16 protein-coding genes are annotated in these 17,428 nt (G+C 61.2%); 8 read left to right on the top strand and 8 right to left on the bottom strand.

Translation table 11 applies throughout. The features are described from left to right. Positions 1 to 1,011 precede the first annotated feature (1,011 nt). The 3 genes from ACZYZ4_RS00715 (at position 1,012) to ACZYZ4_RS00725 (ending at position 3,556) form a co-directional block, all read left to right on the top strand. Positions 1,012 to 1,815 carry a class I SAM-dependent methyltransferase gene (locus tag ACZYZ4_RS00715; RefSeq protein ID WP_463857874.1) on the top strand — a complete coding sequence of 268 codons (804 nt, stop codon included), beginning with the start codon at positions 1,012 to 1,014 and terminating at the stop codon, positions 1,813 to 1,815. Positions 1,816 to 2,070: 255 nt separating this feature from the next. Further along, positions 2,071 to 2,484, top strand: coding sequence for a VOC family protein (locus ACZYZ4_RS00720; protein WP_463857313.1), 414 nt, complete (start codon positions 2,071 to 2,073; stop codon positions 2,482 to 2,484). Between the two features lie 466 nt (positions 2,485 to 2,950). Then, complete coding sequence (locus ACZYZ4_RS00725) at positions 2,951 to 3,556, top strand: cysteine hydrolase family protein (protein WP_463857315.1); 606 nt, start codon at positions 2,951 to 2,953, stop codon at positions 3,554 to 3,556. A gap of 226 nt (positions 3,557 to 3,782) precedes the next feature. Here the strand turns inward: ACZYZ4_RS00725 and ACZYZ4_RS00730 are convergent, their stop codons facing one another. The 5 genes from ACZYZ4_RS00730 to ACZYZ4_RS00750 form a co-directional block, all read right to left on the bottom strand. Beyond that, positions 3,783 to 6,086 carry a putative bifunctional diguanylate cyclase/phosphodiesterase gene (locus ACZYZ4_RS00730; protein WP_463857317.1) on the bottom strand — a complete coding sequence of 768 codons (2,304 nt, stop codon included), beginning with the start codon at positions 6,084 to 6,086 and terminating at the stop codon, positions 3,783 to 3,785. Positions 6,087 to 6,253: 167 nt separating this feature from the next. Then, positions 6,254 to 6,712 carry a hypothetical protein gene (locus tag ACZYZ4_RS00735; RefSeq protein WP_463857319.1) on the bottom strand — a complete coding sequence of 153 codons (459 nt, stop codon included), beginning with the start codon at positions 6,710 to 6,712 and terminating at the stop codon, positions 6,254 to 6,256. 321 nt (positions 6,713 to 7,033) lie between these two features. Next, positions 7,034 to 8,191 (bottom strand): CU044_5270 family protein, encoded by a 1,158-nt coding sequence (locus tag ACZYZ4_RS00740; protein ID WP_463857320.1) that lies wholly within the window; start codon positions 8,189 to 8,191, stop codon positions 7,034 to 7,036. Positions 8,192 to 8,203: 12 nt separating this feature from the next. Beyond that, positions 8,204 to 8,749, bottom strand: a complete 546-nt coding sequence (locus tag ACZYZ4_RS00745; RefSeq protein WP_463857322.1) for an RNA polymerase sigma factor — start codon at positions 8,747 to 8,749, stop codon at positions 8,204 to 8,206. 424 nt (positions 8,750 to 9,173) lie between these two features. Then, positions 9,174 to 9,587, bottom strand: a complete 414-nt coding sequence (locus tag ACZYZ4_RS00750; protein WP_463857323.1) for a winged helix-turn-helix transcriptional regulator — start codon at positions 9,585 to 9,587, stop codon at positions 9,174 to 9,176. Between the two features lie 82 nt (positions 9,588 to 9,669). Here ACZYZ4_RS00750 and ACZYZ4_RS00755 point away from each other — a divergent pair, with 82 nt between their 5' ends. After that, on the top strand, positions 9,670 to 10,473 hold the full coding sequence (locus ACZYZ4_RS00755) for an NAD(P)H-binding protein (protein ID WP_463857325.1): 804 nt from the start codon (positions 9,670 to 9,672) through the stop codon (positions 10,471 to 10,473). 48 nt (positions 10,474 to 10,521) lie between these two features. On the opposite strand, the gene ACZYZ4_RS00760 is transcribed toward ACZYZ4_RS00755, so the two are convergent. Next, positions 10,522 to 12,327, bottom strand: coding sequence for a peptidoglycan D,D-transpeptidase FtsI family protein (locus ACZYZ4_RS00760; RefSeq protein ID WP_463857326.1), 1,806 nt, complete (start codon positions 12,325 to 12,327; stop codon positions 10,522 to 10,524). Positions 12,328 to 12,507: 180 nt separating this feature from the next. Between ACZYZ4_RS00760 and ACZYZ4_RS00765 the strand changes: the two genes are divergently transcribed. Both ACZYZ4_RS00765 and ACZYZ4_RS00770 read left to right on the top strand, forming a co-directional pair. Beyond that, positions 12,508 to 12,759: a DUF1272 domain-containing protein gene (locus ACZYZ4_RS00765; RefSeq protein ID WP_463857328.1), complete on the top strand. Its 252-nt coding sequence runs from the start codon at positions 12,508 to 12,510 to the stop codon at positions 12,757 to 12,759. Positions 12,760 to 12,959: 200 nt separating this feature from the next. After that, on the top strand, positions 12,960 to 13,403 hold the full coding sequence (locus ACZYZ4_RS00770; RefSeq protein ID WP_463857330.1) for a hypothetical protein: 444 nt from the start codon (positions 12,960 to 12,962) through the stop codon (positions 13,401 to 13,403). 799 nt (positions 13,404 to 14,202) lie between these two features. Here ACZYZ4_RS00770 and ACZYZ4_RS00775 read toward each other — a convergent pair. After that, positions 14,203 to 14,988 carry an MOSC domain-containing protein gene (locus ACZYZ4_RS00775; protein WP_463857332.1) on the bottom strand — a complete coding sequence of 262 codons (786 nt, stop codon included), beginning with the start codon at positions 14,986 to 14,988 and terminating at the stop codon, positions 14,203 to 14,205. A gap of 175 nt (positions 14,989 to 15,163) precedes the next feature. On the opposite strand from ACZYZ4_RS00775, the gene ACZYZ4_RS00780 reads away from it, so the two are divergent. Further along, positions 15,164 to 15,913, top strand: coding sequence for a phosphotransferase (locus ACZYZ4_RS00780; RefSeq protein ID WP_463857334.1), 750 nt, complete (start codon positions 15,164 to 15,166; stop codon positions 15,911 to 15,913). A 123-nt stretch (positions 15,914 to 16,036) separates the two neighbouring features. On the opposite strand, the gene ACZYZ4_RS00785 is transcribed toward ACZYZ4_RS00780, so the two are convergent. Continuing rightward, the gene (locus tag ACZYZ4_RS00785; protein WP_463857336.1) at positions 16,037 to 16,339 is read right to left on the bottom strand and encodes an antibiotic biosynthesis monooxygenase family protein; all 303 of its coding nucleotides are present in this window, start codon (positions 16,337 to 16,339) and stop codon (positions 16,037 to 16,039) included. A gap of 282 nt (positions 16,340 to 16,621) precedes the next feature. Between ACZYZ4_RS00785 and ACZYZ4_RS00790 the strand changes: the two genes are divergently transcribed. After that, entirely contained in the window at positions 16,622 to 17,398 is a 777-nt protein-coding gene (locus ACZYZ4_RS00790; protein WP_463857337.1) for a class I SAM-dependent methyltransferase, read from the top strand. Positions 17,399 to 17,428: the final 30 nt, after the last annotated feature.

Below are 17,428 nucleotides of genomic sequence, written 5' to 3' on the forward strand. Positions count from 1 at the left end.
GTCCCCCAATAAGTCGATGTTCTTGGCACACTACATGTCGACTGCACGCTGTGGGGGAATCACTGTCCGATCAACACCATTACGTGATTCCCCGGAATTCCTCTCGCATCCAGGGCCACGCCCTCCGGGGCGCAAGTGACCCCGCTGCTCCAGGTTGACTACCTGAGGTAGCCGGCAGGTGATTGCGGCCCCATCAGACCGAATAAGCATCACTGAAGGTTCGGCTAGCGGGCACCAAGGGTGCGGTGATCGACCGGCTTGCGGGCGGGTACTAGTGTTCACATCATGCCGCAGATTGAGAGGTTGAACTCCAAGCCTTCGAGGACCGCTCCCGTCGCCTTGGTGCTGCCAGGCGCGGGGTACACAGTTCAAGCACCGTTGCTCTATTGGCCCGTGCTCGCCTTGACGCAAGCCGGATGGGATGTGTGGTCGGTCAATTGGCACGCCGACGTCAAGGGCCCTGCGCCCCGCGATATCGCGCACTTTGTTGAGGACGCAGTGGCACAGGCTCTGGCGGAATTACCGGATGCGCCTACCGCAGTGATTGGCAAGTCCCTCGGTACGTACGCCCTGCCCTACTTCGTCGGTTGCAAGGTACGGGCTGCATGGCTGACGCCGATCCTCACAGACTCGCGAATTGCACAGGCAGCATGTAGCGCATCAGACAGACACCTCTTCGTCGGAGGGACCGCAGACCCCACTTGGCGACCTGAGGGAATCCTCAACTCCCACACTGAAACCATTACCGTCGAGTCGGGGAACCATAGTTTGGAAATGATAGAAACGGGATGGCGCAACTCAGCACTCGATCAACTTGAACTGTTGAGAAGGCTTGTTGATCACGTCACTGCGCGTCCGTAAGGGATCGGCTAACGGGCGGAGAAATGGACTATGCGCATAGTCCTGATCGTCTAGCCTGAACTGGAAGAGTGGACAAATAGTCGGGGGGGCGAAGATCAAATGATGACCACTGGTGAAGAGGAAAAGGACTCTGTCAAAAACTGGGCTGGCATGGGCCGCCCATACTCACAGAGTTTCGCGCACCTGTGCGCTGGGGCCATTGTGCCGTTGCTGGACGCGGCGGAAGCAGTGGTAGGCCCATTCGCGGGGCGCCGTTTGGCGGATGTTGGATGTGGAACCGGGAACCTCACGGCCCTAGCCATAGGCCGCGGTGCAGAAGTGACCGGCGTCGACCCGGACGCTGAGATGCTCTCTTTGGCTCGTGCAGCGGCACCCCAGGCCGAGCTCCTCTTGGGCGGAGTCCCGAATTTACCCTTCGCACCAGATACTTTTGACGCAGTTATGGCCAATTTCGTCGTCAATCATGTGGGGGATCCTCGCGCCGCTGTGACTGAGCTAATGCGAGTCTGTCGGCCGCAGGGAGTCGTCGCAGTGACCATCTGGCCCTCTGAACTCTCAGCCATAAATAAGCTGTGGTCAGACGTGGTGGAAGCCAGCGGGGCAGTTGCGCCCGGTCAACAAAAACTTCCAGCCGACAAGGACTTTGACCGCACGGAGCAAGGGCTGCACGAACTGTTAGCGCGGGCTGGCCTGGACGCGGTGCAGACGACGACTCTCGCCTGGGATTTCAAAATCGACGCTGAGGATCTGTGGGCGGGCCCGGCAGGCGGCGTGGGGGGAATCGGCAAGATCGTTACCAGGCAGACGCCATCGATGCAGTCGGCAATGCAGCATGAGTACTTGCGCCTAGTCTCTCCCTTGATTGACAGTGGCCAGGTGGTATTACCTGCCGTCGCTCTCCTTGGGATTGGGCAATCGCCTGAGCCAGAGGTTCTCGGCGCTGCTTTCCATTAGCCGTCCTCGCGGACGCCCGGTGAGGGATCCCTTACCGGGCGCATTCGCCAAGCGACGCGCTAGCCCAAGGCGTGAACAAGAATCGTGGCAGTCCCATCGGGCTCGCCGTTCGCGACGTTTTTGGCCGATTCGTCCTCCATAGTCCGCCCAGAATCGATCCACGGACCTCGTGCTCGAACCCTTGCTCTAGTCGCTTGACAGGGAAAAACGTTGCGATGGTGCCATACTCGGGTTCACACCGTCGAAGGAGCCTCCGTGTCAGAAGTAGTTGCCTATGAATCTCGTCCAGCGCAAACTGCCTTTGGCTGGGGGCTTCACCACGTGCAGTTGGCCCTCCCCAAGGGTGGCGAGGATGACTGCAGGAACTTCTACGTGGGCGTTCTAGGTCTCACAGAAGTGCAGAAACCACCGGTGTTGGCAGCCCGTGGCGGACTCTGGGTTCGAGCCGACAATCTTGAAATCCATTTGGGCGCCGAGGAGGACTTCAAACCCCAAAAGAAGGCTCATCCAGGGATCCTGGTGGGCGACATAGATGCTCTGGCCCTCCGAATCGAAAGTTTCGGTCTCGCTGTGGAATGGGACGAAAACTTCCCGGGCATGAGACGGTTCTACCTTTGGGACAACAATGGGAACCGGCTCGAGTTCTTGTCCCCTGAGGAATCTAACTAAACATAGCCGAGATCCGCAGAGATCCCCTGGGGCATGGTGAAACTCGATCCGACAGCCTTACGCGTCAACGTCCAAAGGCGCCAACGCACATTCCACTTCGGCTTCACCTCGAATTGATGAGCGGCAGGGGCCCAGGTTGTGGCTCCTTGTGGCGGCATCCTGTGATCGCCCGGTGTCGTACCCGCCCCCTAGCCGATCCCCTTTAGGGCGGCCACATTCGCGATCCGGGGCCGGCCACCAGAGCCTCGAGCCGCCGGTGGGTCGGGGATGAGCGGAGCGATCAGTTCCCATAACTGGTCATCGGCCACCCACAGGCCATTCCTCGTCGGCAATCCGCTACTGTGAGCGGCAGCATCGAGGATGTCAACGATAGGCGGGGTCTTAACTAAGTTCCGAGGTGCACCAGCGCGGCTGTCCTCGAACAAAGCTCGCGAGTACGAGCAATGGTGTTGCTATCATCGCAAAAGTGAAGACTTCTTCCTTGCCCCTCACCCTTGATCCCCGCGCCGCACTGGTGATTGTCGACGCCCAACAGGCCTTCGATGACGCCGCCTACTGGGGTCCGCGCGATAACCCCTCCTGCGAGGCGAACATCGCGGCCCTGCTGGCGCGCTGGCGAGAAACCGGCCGCCCCGTCATTTTCGTCCGCCACGACTCCACTGCCTCATCCTCGCCCCTACACCCGGACAACCCCGGCAACGCGTTCAAGGACATCATCACCGGCACCCCGGATCTACTGGTGCGCAAGAGCGTCAACTCCAGCTTCCACGGCAGTCCCGACCTGCACGCCTGGCTGCAAGAGAACGACATCGAGGAACTGGTCGTCTGTGGGATCACCACCAACCACTGCTGCGAGACCACGGCCCGAGTTGGGGGCAACCTCGGCTACCGGGTGCACTTCCCCCTGGATGCCACCCACACCTTTGACCGCACCGCTCCGGACGGTGGGAATGTTGCCGCAGCTGCCCTGTCCCGGATGACCGGGGTGAATCTCCATGGGGAGTTCGCCACGGTCGTGACCACCGCCGGTCTGCTCGACCAGGCACCGCAACTCTCCGCCACCGCCCGGTAGCCGGAGCGGGCTGGACTGTCCGTTCAAGGTTCCCCTTACGGGACTTTGACCCTGGTGCTCGGCCGCAGAGGTAGACGCGACGTCAAGACAGGATTCTGGGATTTGTCCTACACAGGGTTAATTAGGCCACCACAGCCATCCGCTCCCATACATGATTAGGGAACACCGCCCACATTTCTAATGACTGGTTTTCGGCCAATGCCTACCATGAAGAATTCTGCCGGGGTCAAGGGCGTGCGCCTTCGGGTGTCGGGCCGGGATGGGGCATGGACAGGGGGTCCGTCTGCGGATGTTGGCGGCGGTTCACGAGCCAGGCGTCCAGTTCGGTCGCGGGGACGGCCTTTGACATGTAGAAGCCCTGGGCCAGATCGCAGCCGTAGTCGCTGAGGGCGCGGTAGGCCTCCGCGTCTTCCACGCCTTCGGCGGTCATGTCCAGTCCCAGGCTGTGGGCCAGGTCAATGGTCGAAACCACCAGGGCCGTGGCGCGGGAGTCGCCGGTCATGGACAGGATGAAGGATTTGTCGAGTTTGAGTTCGTCGATGGGGAGTTCCCGCAGGTAGGACAGTGAGCTGTATCCCTTGCCGAAATCGTCGACGGCGATCCGGACGCCCATTTTCCGCAGCGAGGCCAGCACCCCGCAGGCCCGGTCACGGTCACCCACCAAGACGTCCTCCGTGATCTCCAGGACGAGGACGGAGGGTGATAATCCACGCTCTGCGGCCATGGCGCCGATTTGGGCCGGCAGGCCGGAATCAATGATGGAGGGCGCGGAGAGGTTGACTGCCACCGTCAGCGGCCGGCCCATCCCGGCCCAGACGGCCGCCTGGTCCAGGGCCTTGCCCAGAACGATGTCCGTCAAGCCCGGCATCAGACCGGCTTCCTCGAACCGTTTCAGGAAGTCGTCGGGCTGCAGAAACCCCAAGTTAGGATGTTGCCAGCGGACAAGGGCCTCCACGCCCCGGACCTCCCCCGTGCCGAGATCGATCTTTGGCTGGAAATGCAGGAGTAGCTGGTCCCCGGACAGGGCCTCGTTCAGCGCCTGCGCGGTGTGGGACTGGTTTGTACCGGAGATGATGTCCCCGCCGTCGTAAACGAAGTGGCCGCTGTGCGTCGATTTGGCCGTGTACATCGCCATGTCGGCCTTGCGCAGCAACTCCGGCAAATCCTGCCCCTGTTCTGGGTAGCACGAAATTCCAATGCTGGCGTTGACGTGCACTGTGACGCTGCACAGATCGTAGGGTTTGGCCAGCGCAGTCCTCAGCTTCAGCGCCACGGCCCGAGCTTCCTCGACTCCGCAGTTATCGACGTGCATGACGAACTCGTCGCCCCCCATTCGCGCCAGCAGGTCGGCGGCCCGAAGCTCTCCGGACAGCCGCCCGGCAACCTGGGCGAGGAGGGAGTCGCCCGACTCGTGGCCGAGGCTGTCGTTAATCTCCTTGAACTTGTCCAGATCCAGCAGCAGCACAGCACTGCGCCGTCGGCCGCGTGCGGCGAGTCGATTCGGCACGTCTGTGTACAGGGCTCGCCGGTTAGGGAGCCCGGTCAGCTCATCGGTGCGCGCCTGACGCTGCACGTCGGCCAGCCGGATCCGCTGCCGGAAAACCAGCGGCAGGGCCGCCAACGCCAGGGTCAGGCTGGCCAGGACGACGGCGAGGACGGCCACGCGCACCTGCGTACCCAAAATCAGGACCAACAAACTGGCGGCAGTTGCCAGCGCAGGAACCGCTTGGGACGGAACGGGCGTCGCTTCGCTGGCGTCGTCGTCATTCCTGCCCTGTATGACAACCCAGATGCCGATCAGGGCAATCCCCAGTGCCCAAGAGGCGTCCAAGGGGGTTCCGACGACGTAGAGGCTGTTCAGTTCCAGCAGGGCGTAGCCGATGTCGGTGCCGGTAAACATGAGCAGACCCAGGACTAGCAAGCCCCATCCCCGTCCGATGCTGCGCCCCGTGGTCGCCGCAATTCCAATAACCGCGGCCACCATAAGGAGGTCCATGAGAGGGTAGGCGGCGCCGAGCGCCATGGCCAGGGAACGCGGGCCGTCGAGGACCGTGTTCAGGATGGGGTCCAGAATGACCGCGAGGACGGCCGAGGCTCCAAGGGCTCCGACCACACTGTCGAGGACCACCGCCCAGGTCATGTCGGGCAGCCGGCGCCGGATGACCGCGGCCAGGGTGGCCAGCATCAACACGTAGAAGCCCAGATAGCCCACGTCGGCAGCCGAGGGCAAGGGCACATCCTCGCCAGCGGCAGACATCAGGACGTAATAGGTGTCCCCGGCCGCGTTGCAGGTCAAAGCGGCCGCGGCAAGGATGATCTCCGGCCGCCTGCGCTTCCCACGGTGCACGACCAGCCACCCGACCGCGGCGGGAAGCCAAACCGTGAGCAGGGCAACGAATCCGTCGACCAGCGGGCTGAAGTCCTCATCCGGGCGGAAGGCAAGTCCGGCGGAATAGACCGCGGTCACAGCCAAGAGCCCCAGGCTCCACAACCGGGAACGACGCCGGTCAATCCCAGGGAATCCCGGCATGCCAGCGGGATCTTCGGTTACCATCGATCTCCATCTTGCTTGTCGCGTGTCGTCGCTCTTCGAGGACAGGATTCGATCGCCTGAACCCTAAGGTCAATCGAGTGCTTGGGACCCACTATGCAGTAACGAAGATGCAGGTCAACGCCGTGACACAACGACGCGCGGAATCATTCAGAACAAGTCTTTTGTTCCTCACTCTCGAGGGAAAGCAGCACGTCGATCTTCCCGAAGTTGACTGCCGGTACCACATTCTTGGCGTTGTAGATCAGTCCCCCAACAAAGGCAACCACCACACCTAGGAGAAACCCGAACGACAGAAGTGTCGGCCACATCTCCGGTGCGTCTGGAAAAGCCAGAGTGCCGGTAACGGTCCCGACTGCGGTCAGGGCGAACAGTCCGACCGGGAAATAGCGGGTGTAGTAGGTTTTCACGGCCTTGCCCAGGCCGTTGTCCTCGACGCCCTGGGCTCTTCTTCTGGCGTTTGCCCAACGATCGTTGGACTCCGCCATGAGATCATCAAGCCCGTTCATCGTCTTCTTCTCCCAAGGATGCGCCAACGCAGAGAGGACACGGGCAGAACCTATGCCAATGCCGCGGTCCAGATGATCGAATCCCGAACTATTCACAACACTTAGGCAATGGTCAGCGGCAATTCCTCGGAACGTGCCTGTCGGGAGAAATCTTTGTTATGAAGGCCGTCTCAATAACTGCCGGGTTGACAACTTTGCAGCTGAATGTCCCGTAGGGGGTTGGCGAAACGGGGCGGTATCGAGGCGCGCTCTCAAAGCGGACGTACACCCGTCAGGTCAGCCATCACACAGCGATTGTGCTTCACCAGATAGGGGTGCGGTTCGCACCACTTGCGTCGCGTCAGGACAGTCGAGTGAGACGGCCGGTCACCCCCAATAGTGACCGGCCGTCTCAGCGTTGTTGTCGTCGTCGGGCGCTTAGGGCGCGGCGTTCACCACGGAGGTCTTCACGGATGTCCAGGTCGAGACGGTCCCGGCGGGAAAGCCAGGATAGTCCTTCAGCAGTACGTCCTGTTCCCCGATCACCAGTCCCGAGGTGGGGTCGATGATGACGTCCGTCCTTGCTACTCCGTCGGGAGAGGGGATGCCGATGGCGATCCCCGTCCTGCCATCGATTGTTGCCTGCCGGTCCCCGACGGTGACGCCGGGGATGAGGGCAGCGGCCTTGTATAGGGTGGCGCGCAGGTCGGCAGGGACAACTCCGCTGCGGAGGCCGTCCGCGATCGTAACGAATGCCGCACTTTCAGGAGACTTCCCGGCGCCCTTCGTCCGCTCGTAGATGATGTCCAGCAGGGCTTGTGGGTCTCTGGGCAGACTGCTGGCGTCCTTGAGGGGCGTGCCGATAATGATGGTTGGCTCGTTCCCGTAGAAGGCACCTCCTGGGGCACGTAGGATCCCGACCAGTACCGGGGCACCTTCAGGTTGTGCTTTCCTTCTCTGGGCCAACTGGGCCGCTGCAGCCTTGGCGGCGTCGCTGGAGGAGTCAAGGGGAACTCGGTCTTCACGGTTCCAGACCCATTCCCCCTTCTTATCTGCCGGTACGTAGACCTGTCCGCCGGTCGTTTCCTGCCAGGAAATGTCGCTTCCATCGGCGGCCTGCATGCCACTGCCGGTGAGCTCCGTCGTCTCGATTTTTAGGTACTGGCCTGGTCCCACTACCGGGTCGGAGGTCTGGATGGTTGCCGCCGCGGCGTTGTTCAGGACCTCGGCGGCTTCGGCAGTTGCGCCCGGACCGCTGGGCCTGACTACGTCTGCCACGACGATTCCGCCCACGAGCAGAGCCGCAGCTGCCGAAGCGATCAGGACACGGCGCCGGAAGCGGATCGGGCTGGCCTTGACCGAGGCGGGTGCGTTGGTCGTTGCCTCGGAGACTGTGCGCCGGACAACGGGCCGTGGCGACCCGTGCGTGCCGGTCGGCTGCCGGGAGGTGGGTGCCGGGCCGATCTTGGCCATCAGCTGGTTGCGACCGCGTCGGTGTCGCGCATCGGGACGCATCGATATTTCCTGGAGGAGCTGGGCTCGGTTCCGTGCAAGGTCTGAAGCAGTAGGTGCCGGAGGATCCGGGATGATGCTCATGGTCTTGTCCTTTCAGTCGCTGCCGAACCGGCGACGGACGCCGGAGCGCAGCCGGGAGAGGCGGTTGCGGAGAGTGGAGGAAGTGATGCCGAGTTGCTCCGCGGCGGAGTCGTAACTGAGGTCTGCATGGATGCAGAGGCGGTAGATTTGCTGGTCGAGGTCACTGAGGCCCGATATGTGGGCTTCGATGGCGGCAATCAGGTGCCGGTGCAGAGCCTCGTCTTCGACGTTCCCGCCAGCCACAGCTGAATCAGTGGCCTCGTGGCGGTGGCGGTGTTCCTTGCGGAGGAGCGCTTTGCTGTGGATCCGGCACGTTCCCATCAGCCACGGCAGCAGCGATTCGCCGCTCATAGCGATCCGATGGGAACTGTCCCAGAGGGTAATGAAAGTTCCCTGGAGCACATCATCTGTCAGATGGCCGGGAACCAACGAATGCGCCAGCCAGGCCACGGGACGGCTGTGGCGGTCGTAGACCTCCGCGAACGCACCCTGATTCCGTTTGATGATCTGCTCCAGCAGGGCAGCATCAGATTGCTGTTGCCCTGCTGGAGCCCCCATGGACGCTCCCAGGCCCGTTCGCTGACCTATCATTGACGCCTCCGTGTTGGTCTTCATACCTGCATATGTCGTTTGAGAAGCATTTCGTCTCAAATAGGTTCTGGATCCCACAACACGAGGCTTCCGGCCGCTGAAGGCGTTCACCAAGTGGGGGAATAGCGGTCGGGGCTGTCTCCGCACCCCAAAAGTTGCACCTGAAATTTAGAGTCCAGCTTTTGGAGGGGCAGTTCACATCCGCCACCCCGCCATCGGTAAGGACGCCGGAGCAACGGTGATTTCAGATCAGGGCAGCAATGTCTTCGACTGCCTGGGTCAGCGCCGCCATGGGCTCGAACCGCACGAACCTGGCGTCCACCGGTAAATCGTCCCGTTGAGGGTTCCGTACACGTTCCGGCTAGCCGATCGGCAGGACGGCTACTGGCGGTTACCGGATCGCGTGGTCCGGGTTTTGCTGGTCGTACAGTTCCCGTGATTGCCCGATGGAATCCTTATGTTCCAGGGACCAGTCCGCGAGCTGTTTGACCAGATGGGTGAGACTGCTTCCGCGCTGCGTGAGCTCGTAGGTGACCTGCGCAGGGACCGTGGGGTAGACGGTCCGGGTGACCAGTCCATCGCGTTCGAGCCGCCTGACGGTGAGGGTCAGCATGCGCTGGGAGATTCCGTCGATCGCGCGCTGCAGTTCCCTGAAACGCCTCGTGCCGGAGGCCAGCTCCACGATGACGAGCACTGACCATTTGTCGCCGATCCGGTCCAGTACGTCACGGATACCGCAGTCCGGATGAACGGCATCACCGCATGGCTCAAGCAGGGCGGTTACTTCCGTGTGACTGCCTGACACCAGAGTGCCTCCTTGTGCATATTCAGCTGGTTACCGAGGATGAGTCTAGTTACCGAAAAGTACCAGCGAAAAGAGCACATTCATGATTCTCGTTACCGGGGCCTCCGGCCACCTCGCCACAGCAGTCCTCGAACACCTCACGGAATCCGGTGCGCCGGCGGTCGGGGGAACCCGCAACCCTGCCGGTCACGGTCAGCTCCGTCATTTAGACTTTGACGATCCCGGAACGCTCGACTTCGCCGGCGTGCACACGCTGGTCCTCATCTCCGCCGGGACCGCCGAAGACGACTCCGTCATCAACCGGCACGAGAACGCCATCACGGCCGCGGAACGCGACGGAGTAAGGCACATCGTTTACACCAGCCTCGCCGATGACGGCGATCACCTCGGATTCGCTCTGGCCCACCGGTGGACCGAACGCCGCCTCCGGAACGGAGAGCTCCCGTGGACGGTCTTGAGGAACGGCTTATATGCCGAGCTGATCGGTCAACTCCTCACGCCACGAGATGGAGTGATTACAGCTCCGTTCGGCCGCGGCGGGGTAGCGGCCGTCGCTCGGCAGGACCTCGCCGAAGCGGCGTCAATCGTCGCCCAGAACCCCCGGCCGCACAGCGGCCAGACCTACAATCTGGTCGGGGAAAAGGTGATCAGGGGCCAGGACGTCGCGGACCTCCTGGGGTCGGCGTACCGGCCCGGCACATTGGAGGACCTTAGGGACGCCCTGAACACAGCAGGGTTGTTGCCGTTCCAGCCCCCAATGCTGCTTTCCATCCACACCGCTGCGGCTCACGGATTCCTCGACGGAACCGCCACCGACATCACCCGCATCCTGGGAAGGGAACTGGTGGATCCGCTGACTGTTGCAGCAGCAGCCGCGCATAACTGACACGAATCGAGAAGGCGCCCGCTCAGGGTTCGGCTTGTGGGATGGTTTTTAGTACTTCTGGGGGAGGCCCACTGATGGTGTGCTGGTGGGCAGCACGTTGTATTTGGCGAGAACCCTACTCATGATGTTGTTGAAAACCGGGGCTGTGGAGATTCCGTAGATGTTGCCCTTGGGCCGTTGGACGTTGACCAGGACTACGTACTGGGGATCTTCCATCGGCGCCATCCCGACGAACGAAGCGGTGTACCCGTCCAGGCCCGCGCCGTTGTCGGCGACTGCTTCTGCCGTGCCCGTCTTGCCGCCAACCCTGTAGCCGGGGACCTTTACATCGGTTGCTCCGCCGACTGTCACCACGCTTTCCAGGATGTCCCTGACCTGTTGGGCAGTGGTTTCACTGATGGCGCGTGTGCCAGGCTCGGCCTGCACTTGGTGTTCTGTGCCGTCGGGGTCGATGTAGGACTCGATCAGTTGGGGCTTCAGGAGCACACCGTTGTTAGCGATGGCCTGGAAGGCCATGGTCGTTTGCAGCGGCGTTTGGGAGACCCCTTGACCGAAGAGCACCGCGAATTCCTGCCGGCCGTCCCAGTCATCGGGTTGGGCGAGCAACCCGGAGGATTCACCGGGCAGGGGGATGCCGGTGGCCTCTCCGATGCCGAACTTCTTGAGGTAGTCGTAGCGCTGCTGCTTGGTGAGTTTTTCGCCGACCATCACTGTGCCGGTGTTCATCGAGAAGCCGATGATGCCGGCGAATGTCCGGTTTTCTGTTCCGTGTGGGGATGCATCGTTGAAGGTTTGTCCGTTCACCGTGTAGCTCGGTGGGATCACGAGGCGGGAGTCGGGCGCGATTAGGCCCTCTTCGATGGCGGCGGCGGCCGTGATGGCTTTCTCCGTTGATCCTGGTTCCACGGCCGCCTGGACTGACCGGGCTCCGCGGTCAGCTTCTGCCGTCGCTGAGGGGTTGTTGGGATCGACGGTCCGCGTCTCTGCCATGGCCCGGATTTTCCCGGTCTTGACCTCGATGACGACGATGTTTGCCCAGTCCGCGCTGAGTTTGGTCGCCTGTGTCTCGACGGCGACCTGGGAGGCGTATTGAAGGTCGCTGTCGATCGTGAGTTTCACAGACTGACCGTTGGTCGCAGGAGTAATTTCCAGGGGTGCGGTGGGAATGATGATCCCATCAGCCCCGGTCTGGAACGTCCGCTCCCCGTTTTCTCCCTCCAATCGGTCATTGAGGGAAAGCTCGAGTCCTGCCGCTCCGCCGTCATCGTTGGTGTAGCCGACGATGCTGCCGGCCACGGCGCCCTGGGGATATGCCCGCTCCTCGATGGGGCGCGATTCCACGCCGGGGAGTCCAAGCTTCATGATCCCTCGCTCCAGCTCCGGGTCCACCGAGCGGGCAAGATACGTGAACTGCCCTTCCCCGGTGAGCAGGTCACGGACGGTTGCCGTGGGCAGGCCGAGGACGTCGGCCAGCTCCTGAAGCCCCGCGTCTCGGCTAACGACCTGGACGGTGCCGTCTTCGTTGGCCCGCTTGAACGTGTCAAAAGGCGTGTTGACGTTCGGGGCGCCGACGATGTCGTAACGGACGATGCTTTGAGCAAGTACCGCACCGTTCATGTCCAGGATCTGCCCGCGCTCTGAAGCAAGGATGGAAACCCGGGTCCGCTTATCCGCCGCGGCCAAGGCCAAAGCTTCCGGGTCAAAGCCCTGGACAACAACAACGCGGCCGCCGACCACGACAAGGAGCACCAGCATGAACCCGAAACCGAACCGGAGCCGCCTGTTGCTGAGACCAGAACCAGCTGCCTGTTTCCGGGCAGCAGTATTGAACTTGAATTTTTCGGATTCCCCCATCCCACAAAGGTAGCGGTCCGCGTCCGCATCCGAGTTCAAGTGCAGCACCGGGGCCCACAGGTAGTCGCTGCGTGTGGGCCACCCACAATGCTGCCCGACGAGCGTCCCGCAAGGGGATCGTCTACCGGGCTGATCGAAGCACTCTTCGCCGAGAAGGAACCCCGGAGGTAGGGTGGTCGCATGCTTGAGATTCGCCCAAATTGCGAATGTTGCGACCGCGACATCGCTCCGTCTGATGAGGCTTACATCTGCACGTTCGAATGCACCTGGTGCCCAAACTGCGTGGACCGCTTCCAAGATCGGGCTTGTCCTAACTGCGGTGGCGATCTTCAGCGACGCCCTGTTCGGCCGGCTGCGGCGTTGGCGTTCAATCCGCCGAGCCCTATGAGGGTGGTATCCCCGAGTTGCCGAGAGCAGCTCACCGGCATCTAGCGGCACGGATTGAGCACGGTGAGGGTTCCTCAACCGGGACCGGGAAACGCTAACAAAAGCGGCGATTTGGTCCGCCTCTTTTTGTTCAGAGGTAAGCACCCCTGTAGCGGGTAAGGGTGAAGGTCGCTTGATTCCGTTAATGCTGACATGATTCACCGTGCGGCTTATCGCTTGTTCAGTGAGGTTTCTAGGGGGATTCTTTGTTTTCTATTTTTGTGCCTGAGGGCGAGCCCAGATGGTCGCCCGAGCGTCAGGTGCTGGACCGTGACCGGGACATTGCCCTGCAACTGGAGGGGCGGACTGGCCGGGAGCCGGGGAAGACTTTTGTTCTTTCGCATGGCGCCATGCGTATCCCCTTGCACACTGCCGAGACAGGCGGCCAGGTTGATGCCGTAACAGGCAAGCCATACTTCTTCTCGGAGATTGTGTCCTTCGGGACGAGTATCTATCTCAAGGGCGACAGGGATGTGCCCAATTACGAGTTCGGCAGCGATGAAGAGGCCAAGCAGTGGCGCCGGATCGCAGCAGAGGCCCTGCTCATATTTGGTCGCAACTACAACGGCTTCGACCTCGACCCCGACTATGCTCGGGTGCTGCTCAACGGAGAGCTTCTAACCCGCCGGGCCTTCGGCTACACAGAATAGGAATGTGCCAACAAGATCCTTCCCTGCCAGAGCTTTATCCTGAGCTGACCGCTTAATCCGCCCGCATGAAGGCATGTCCTCCTCGCTCGTTGAAACAGTCGCAGTGAAGGTTCCCCATACGGACATGTGGTGGGCCGTGCAGACGACTTCGGAAAACGACAAACGTGGCGGCGGGCTTCCGCGGCACGGTGATCGACCGGCTATCGGGCGCGCTCTCCTAGGGGTTAGCCGAGCGACGACGGGCCGAAGAACGGTATGTTCGTCGCATGATCCATAACGTGCATGAGCGAGCAATCGCGGCGTCGGCGGAAGAAGTAGGAATGCTGATCGATTCGCTAGCGAGCAAGAACGATCGTCTCTGGCCACGAAATGAATGGCCGGCGATGCGCTTAGATGGGCCGCTTGGTGTGGGCGCGGCTGGAGGGCACGGTCCAGTGCGCTATTTCGTGATCTCTTACGAACCAGGACGGCGGGTCGAATTCCAGTTCACCAGCCCAGCGGGCTTTAACGGACGCCACTCCTTCACCGCCATGAGCCGCGCAGAGAACTCAACGCTGCTCCGGCACGAGCTTGGTATCTCACTTAGCGGAGCAGCGGTATTCACCTGGCCGATATTCTTCCGGCCCCTGCATGATGCGCTCATCGAAGAAGGCTTGGACCGTGCTGATCGGGAGTGCGGCGCTTCTCACGATCCCCGTTCGCGTCGGTCACTGTGGACGAGAATCCTCCGTGCCTCGTTCTCAGCACGGACAGCCCGACGGCGAGACGCCCGGTAAAGGGATCCCATACCGGGCGCGTCCTACCGCATGGGCATTTTGTCGGTGCCTTGATCCAGCTTCTTCGAGGTTGTCGGCACCTCCGGACCACGGAGGACGACTCTGTCGCCGATGCGAACCATCCCAGTACGGATGGTGTGGGCCTGCAATCCGAAATTCGTATTGTGGTGTGTGCCGAGCAGTTTGAGGGTTTTCGGTTCGGCGGCGACTCCGCGTTGAGGCTGGTCGACCATCACGCAACGGGGCATACCGTGGCCAAGTCGTACTCGGACCTCGTCTCCGATGACCAGTTCGGCGCCGATCCAATTATCTTCCTGGAAAACCGGTTCGGTTCCGGTGTCGATGATGATGTTGGCTCGGAATCGACGCTCGTCCACCGGTAGTCCTGACAGGCCGGCAAGCGCTTCTAGGGAGGACGTTGTCACCAGGTGCAGTGGTGTCTCATCGTGGTGCTGGGTTGTTGTTTCGTGGCGCAATTTCAGTTGCTGGCCAAAGACCTCGGAGAGTGCTTGCGAGGCTGCGGCATCATCGGCGTGATACTGGACGCCGTCTGGGCTTACAACTATTGGGACGTCGTGTTCGTCTTCTACGCGGGAGGACCATTGCATCAGCCCAGGGACGGGACGAAAACGCCGGGTACGTTTTCCGCTGGCGATGCTCCCATCTTCGGTGTAAATGGCCCACTTCCGATCGTGCTGCAGCCCACCCGCCGTCACGTGGGCGATGCGCAGCGCCTGACCGGCGGTCGACTTGACGGGATAGTGGTACAACGCTCGGATTGTTCCGATTAGCATTCCCTCGTGTGTCATTCTGGCATCCTTCCACGCGTACGCTGGATGGTCCTACCAGATGTTCACAGTCTGCAAATGGTTTTGATCGGCCGGGCAACAACTAGCGTCCGGTGAGGGATCCCTTAGCGACGCGTATTGGCTCCGTCAGGGAGATGGCTTGGCCAGCTTGTTGGCACGCAGTACCGTTCTTCGAGTGAATGAGAAAGCTGAAGAACTTGCAGGCGGAAACGCCTCAGAGAGTGTCGTTCGTGTTGGCGATACGGTCCGCAAACCGTGGCTGGAAAACTCTGGCACTGTCCAGGAGTACCTGAAAGCGCTCCAGATAGCTGGCGTGAACGTTCCCAAGCCCCTGGGTAAGGACCACGCTGGGCGGCATGTCATCGAGTACATAGAGGGTGTATCTGCGCTGGACCAGTTGCCCCTAGGGCAGGATGACCTCTTGCGGGTCGGCCGATTGATTCGCCAGATTCACGATGCGAGCGAAGTATTTGGCCTCCCGGATACGACCGGATGGAACGTTCTGCTTCCTGCCGAAAATCCGAACTTGATGTGTCACAACGACCTGGCTCCGTGGAACCTCATTATGGGCGAACGGTGGGTGTTCATCGATTGGGACGCGGCGGGTCCGAGTACGCGTCTTTGGGACCTTGCATATGCAGCTCAGTCCTTTGGTGTGCTCTTTGCAGGCCAACCGGTGCCAGAGGCAGCTGCGAGGCTGAGCGCTGTTATTGACGGTTATGGGGCTGACGAGGTCCTACGTGAAGCACTTCCTGAGGCCCTGGGAAAGAGGACGGCGGCGATGCACGAACTGTTGAGGTCCTCACATGAGACAGGATTCCAGCCTTGGGCGGAAATGTACGTCAACGGCCACGGCGAGCACTGGCACGCTGCGGCTGACTATGTCCTACGCAATCAAGACGCCTGGAAACAGGCGTTGACCTAGATTGCTGCTGCGGTGCAGGGGCCCGATGAAGGATCCTCATGGGGAAACCGCACGCTGCGGAGCGTCTGTCTCGTCGGACCTTCCCCTTCCGGGGCGACGGCTGCCGGCCAGCCTACGGTTCCTCTACCGATGAGCAGAGTTCACGAGCTCGTAGTGTTCGACCAGGGGAAACGGCTCGTAGAACCTGTGCAGTAGCTCCCGCCACTGCTGATACTGCGGGGATCCCCTGAAACCAACGGTGTGGTCCTCCAAACTGTCCCACTGCACGAGCAGCAAGTACGTGCTGGCAGTTTCGATCGAACGCGAGAGCGACAACGAGACAAAGCCAGGCATCGACGCAATAATCAAACGAGCGTGATCAAACGCTGCCTCAAAATCTTCTTCCTGGCCGGAAATGACGGGAAGCAGTGCGTGTTCGGTAATCATTGGGCAAGTCTCGCAGATTCCTGCAGATCGTTCCCCAAACGGGACCGACCATGGAGGCAGCGACAGTTGTGCTGACGACTTCGGACATTCCGTGCAGGTGCCTTCGGAAAATGACAAACGTGGCGGCGGGCTTCCGCGGCACGGTGATCGACCGGCTAACGGGCACACACAGGCTGGGCGCCCGCTTGGTTGTTTACTGTTGACGAGCATTGTCAGGTTGAGTAGTTTTCGTTGCGCGATGCAAGGGTCGGGTTCGTTGAGGCACCGGGTATCGTTCAAAGGGTGACGAGGCTCAACGACCCAGACATGCAAGCCACGCCGCTCGGGACTGGCCGCGCGAATAGTAGGCCTTGGGCCCATCTCGCACCGGACTACGAAAAGGCTCGCGCTCGAGAGGATTCGCTGGACCGCCTGGTGGAGTGGCCCGCTCAGCGGAAGATTCTAGGAGACGTTGCAGGGCAGTCAGTCCTCGACCTCGGCTGCGGCAACGGCGGAAAGCTCATCGAACTGGTTCAGGACGGAGCCGTTGACTCGATCGGCATCGATATCAGTGGGAACTTCGTCATGGACAGGCCGCAGGGCCTTGAGCTCATCAATGGAGACTTGTCCGACTTGGGCGCGATTCCCGAACTATCGGGCCGGAAGTTCGACCGAATTCTCTTCCTCCAGTCCTTCGGATACACCCCTGACCCCGTCCGTACACTCATAGAAGCCAAGTCGTTGCTGACCGATGACGGCTACATCCTGTTGACGAGAACCCAGCCGATTCGATACGCCCTTGAGCGAGCGGAAGAAAACGACACGTCGTTGGGTGAGGAGTACTTCTCCGGAACCACGTTCTCTTATCGCAGCGGATGGAATGAACAGATTGCATTAACAAAGCGGGCATACACGGTTTCTGACTTGCTCAACATTTTCAGTGCTGCAAGTCTTTGGATAGAAGCCGCCGTCGAGCCGCAACTATCCGCGGACGCAGGTCGTCGCTATCCTCACAAGCTGGCGTGGATGAACAAGTACCTCGGAATTATCATTTTCAAGCTTCGTCCGCTGTCACGTTGAGTGCCCGGTAAGGGATCCCCTATCGGTAGC

It is taken from the genome of Pseudarthrobacter adonitolis (assembly GCF_055412845.1).

What these genes read in the sequence shown, in the direction of transcription:
- ACZYZ4_RS00785 (WP_463857336.1), bottom strand. Translation starts at nt 16,339, where the DNA reads ATGATTACCGAACACGCACTGCTTCCCGTCATTTCCGGCCAGGAAGAA.
- ACZYZ4_RS00745 (WP_463857322.1), bottom strand. Translation starts at nt 8,749, where the DNA reads ATGGGGGCTCCAGCAGGGCAACAGCAATCTGATGCTGCCCTGCTGGAG.
- ACZYZ4_RS00715 (WP_463857874.1), top strand. Translation starts at nt 1,012, where the DNA reads ATGGGCCGCCCATACTCACAGAGTTTCGCGCACCTGTGCGCTGGGGCC.
- ACZYZ4_RS00740 (WP_463857320.1), bottom strand. Translation starts at nt 8,191, where the DNA reads ATGAGCATCATCCCGGATCCTCCGGCACCTACTGCTTCAGACCTTGCA.
- ACZYZ4_RS00730 (WP_463857317.1), bottom strand. Translation starts at nt 6,086, where the DNA reads ATGCCGGGATTCCCTGGGATTGACCGGCGTCGTTCCCGGTTGTGGAGC.
- ACZYZ4_RS00760 (WP_463857326.1), bottom strand. Translation starts at nt 12,327, where the DNA reads ATGGGGGAATCCGAAAAATTCAAGTTCAATACTGCTGCCCGGAAACAG.
- ACZYZ4_RS00775 (WP_463857332.1), bottom strand. Translation starts at nt 14,988, where the DNA reads ATGACACACGAGGGAATGCTAATCGGAACAATCCGAGCGTTGTACCAC.
- ACZYZ4_RS00765 (WP_463857328.1), top strand. Translation starts at nt 12,508, where the DNA reads ATGCTTGAGATTCGCCCAAATTGCGAATGTTGCGACCGCGACATCGCT.
- ACZYZ4_RS00755 (WP_463857325.1), top strand. Translation starts at nt 9,670, where the DNA reads ATGATTCTCGTTACCGGGGCCTCCGGCCACCTCGCCACAGCAGTCCTC.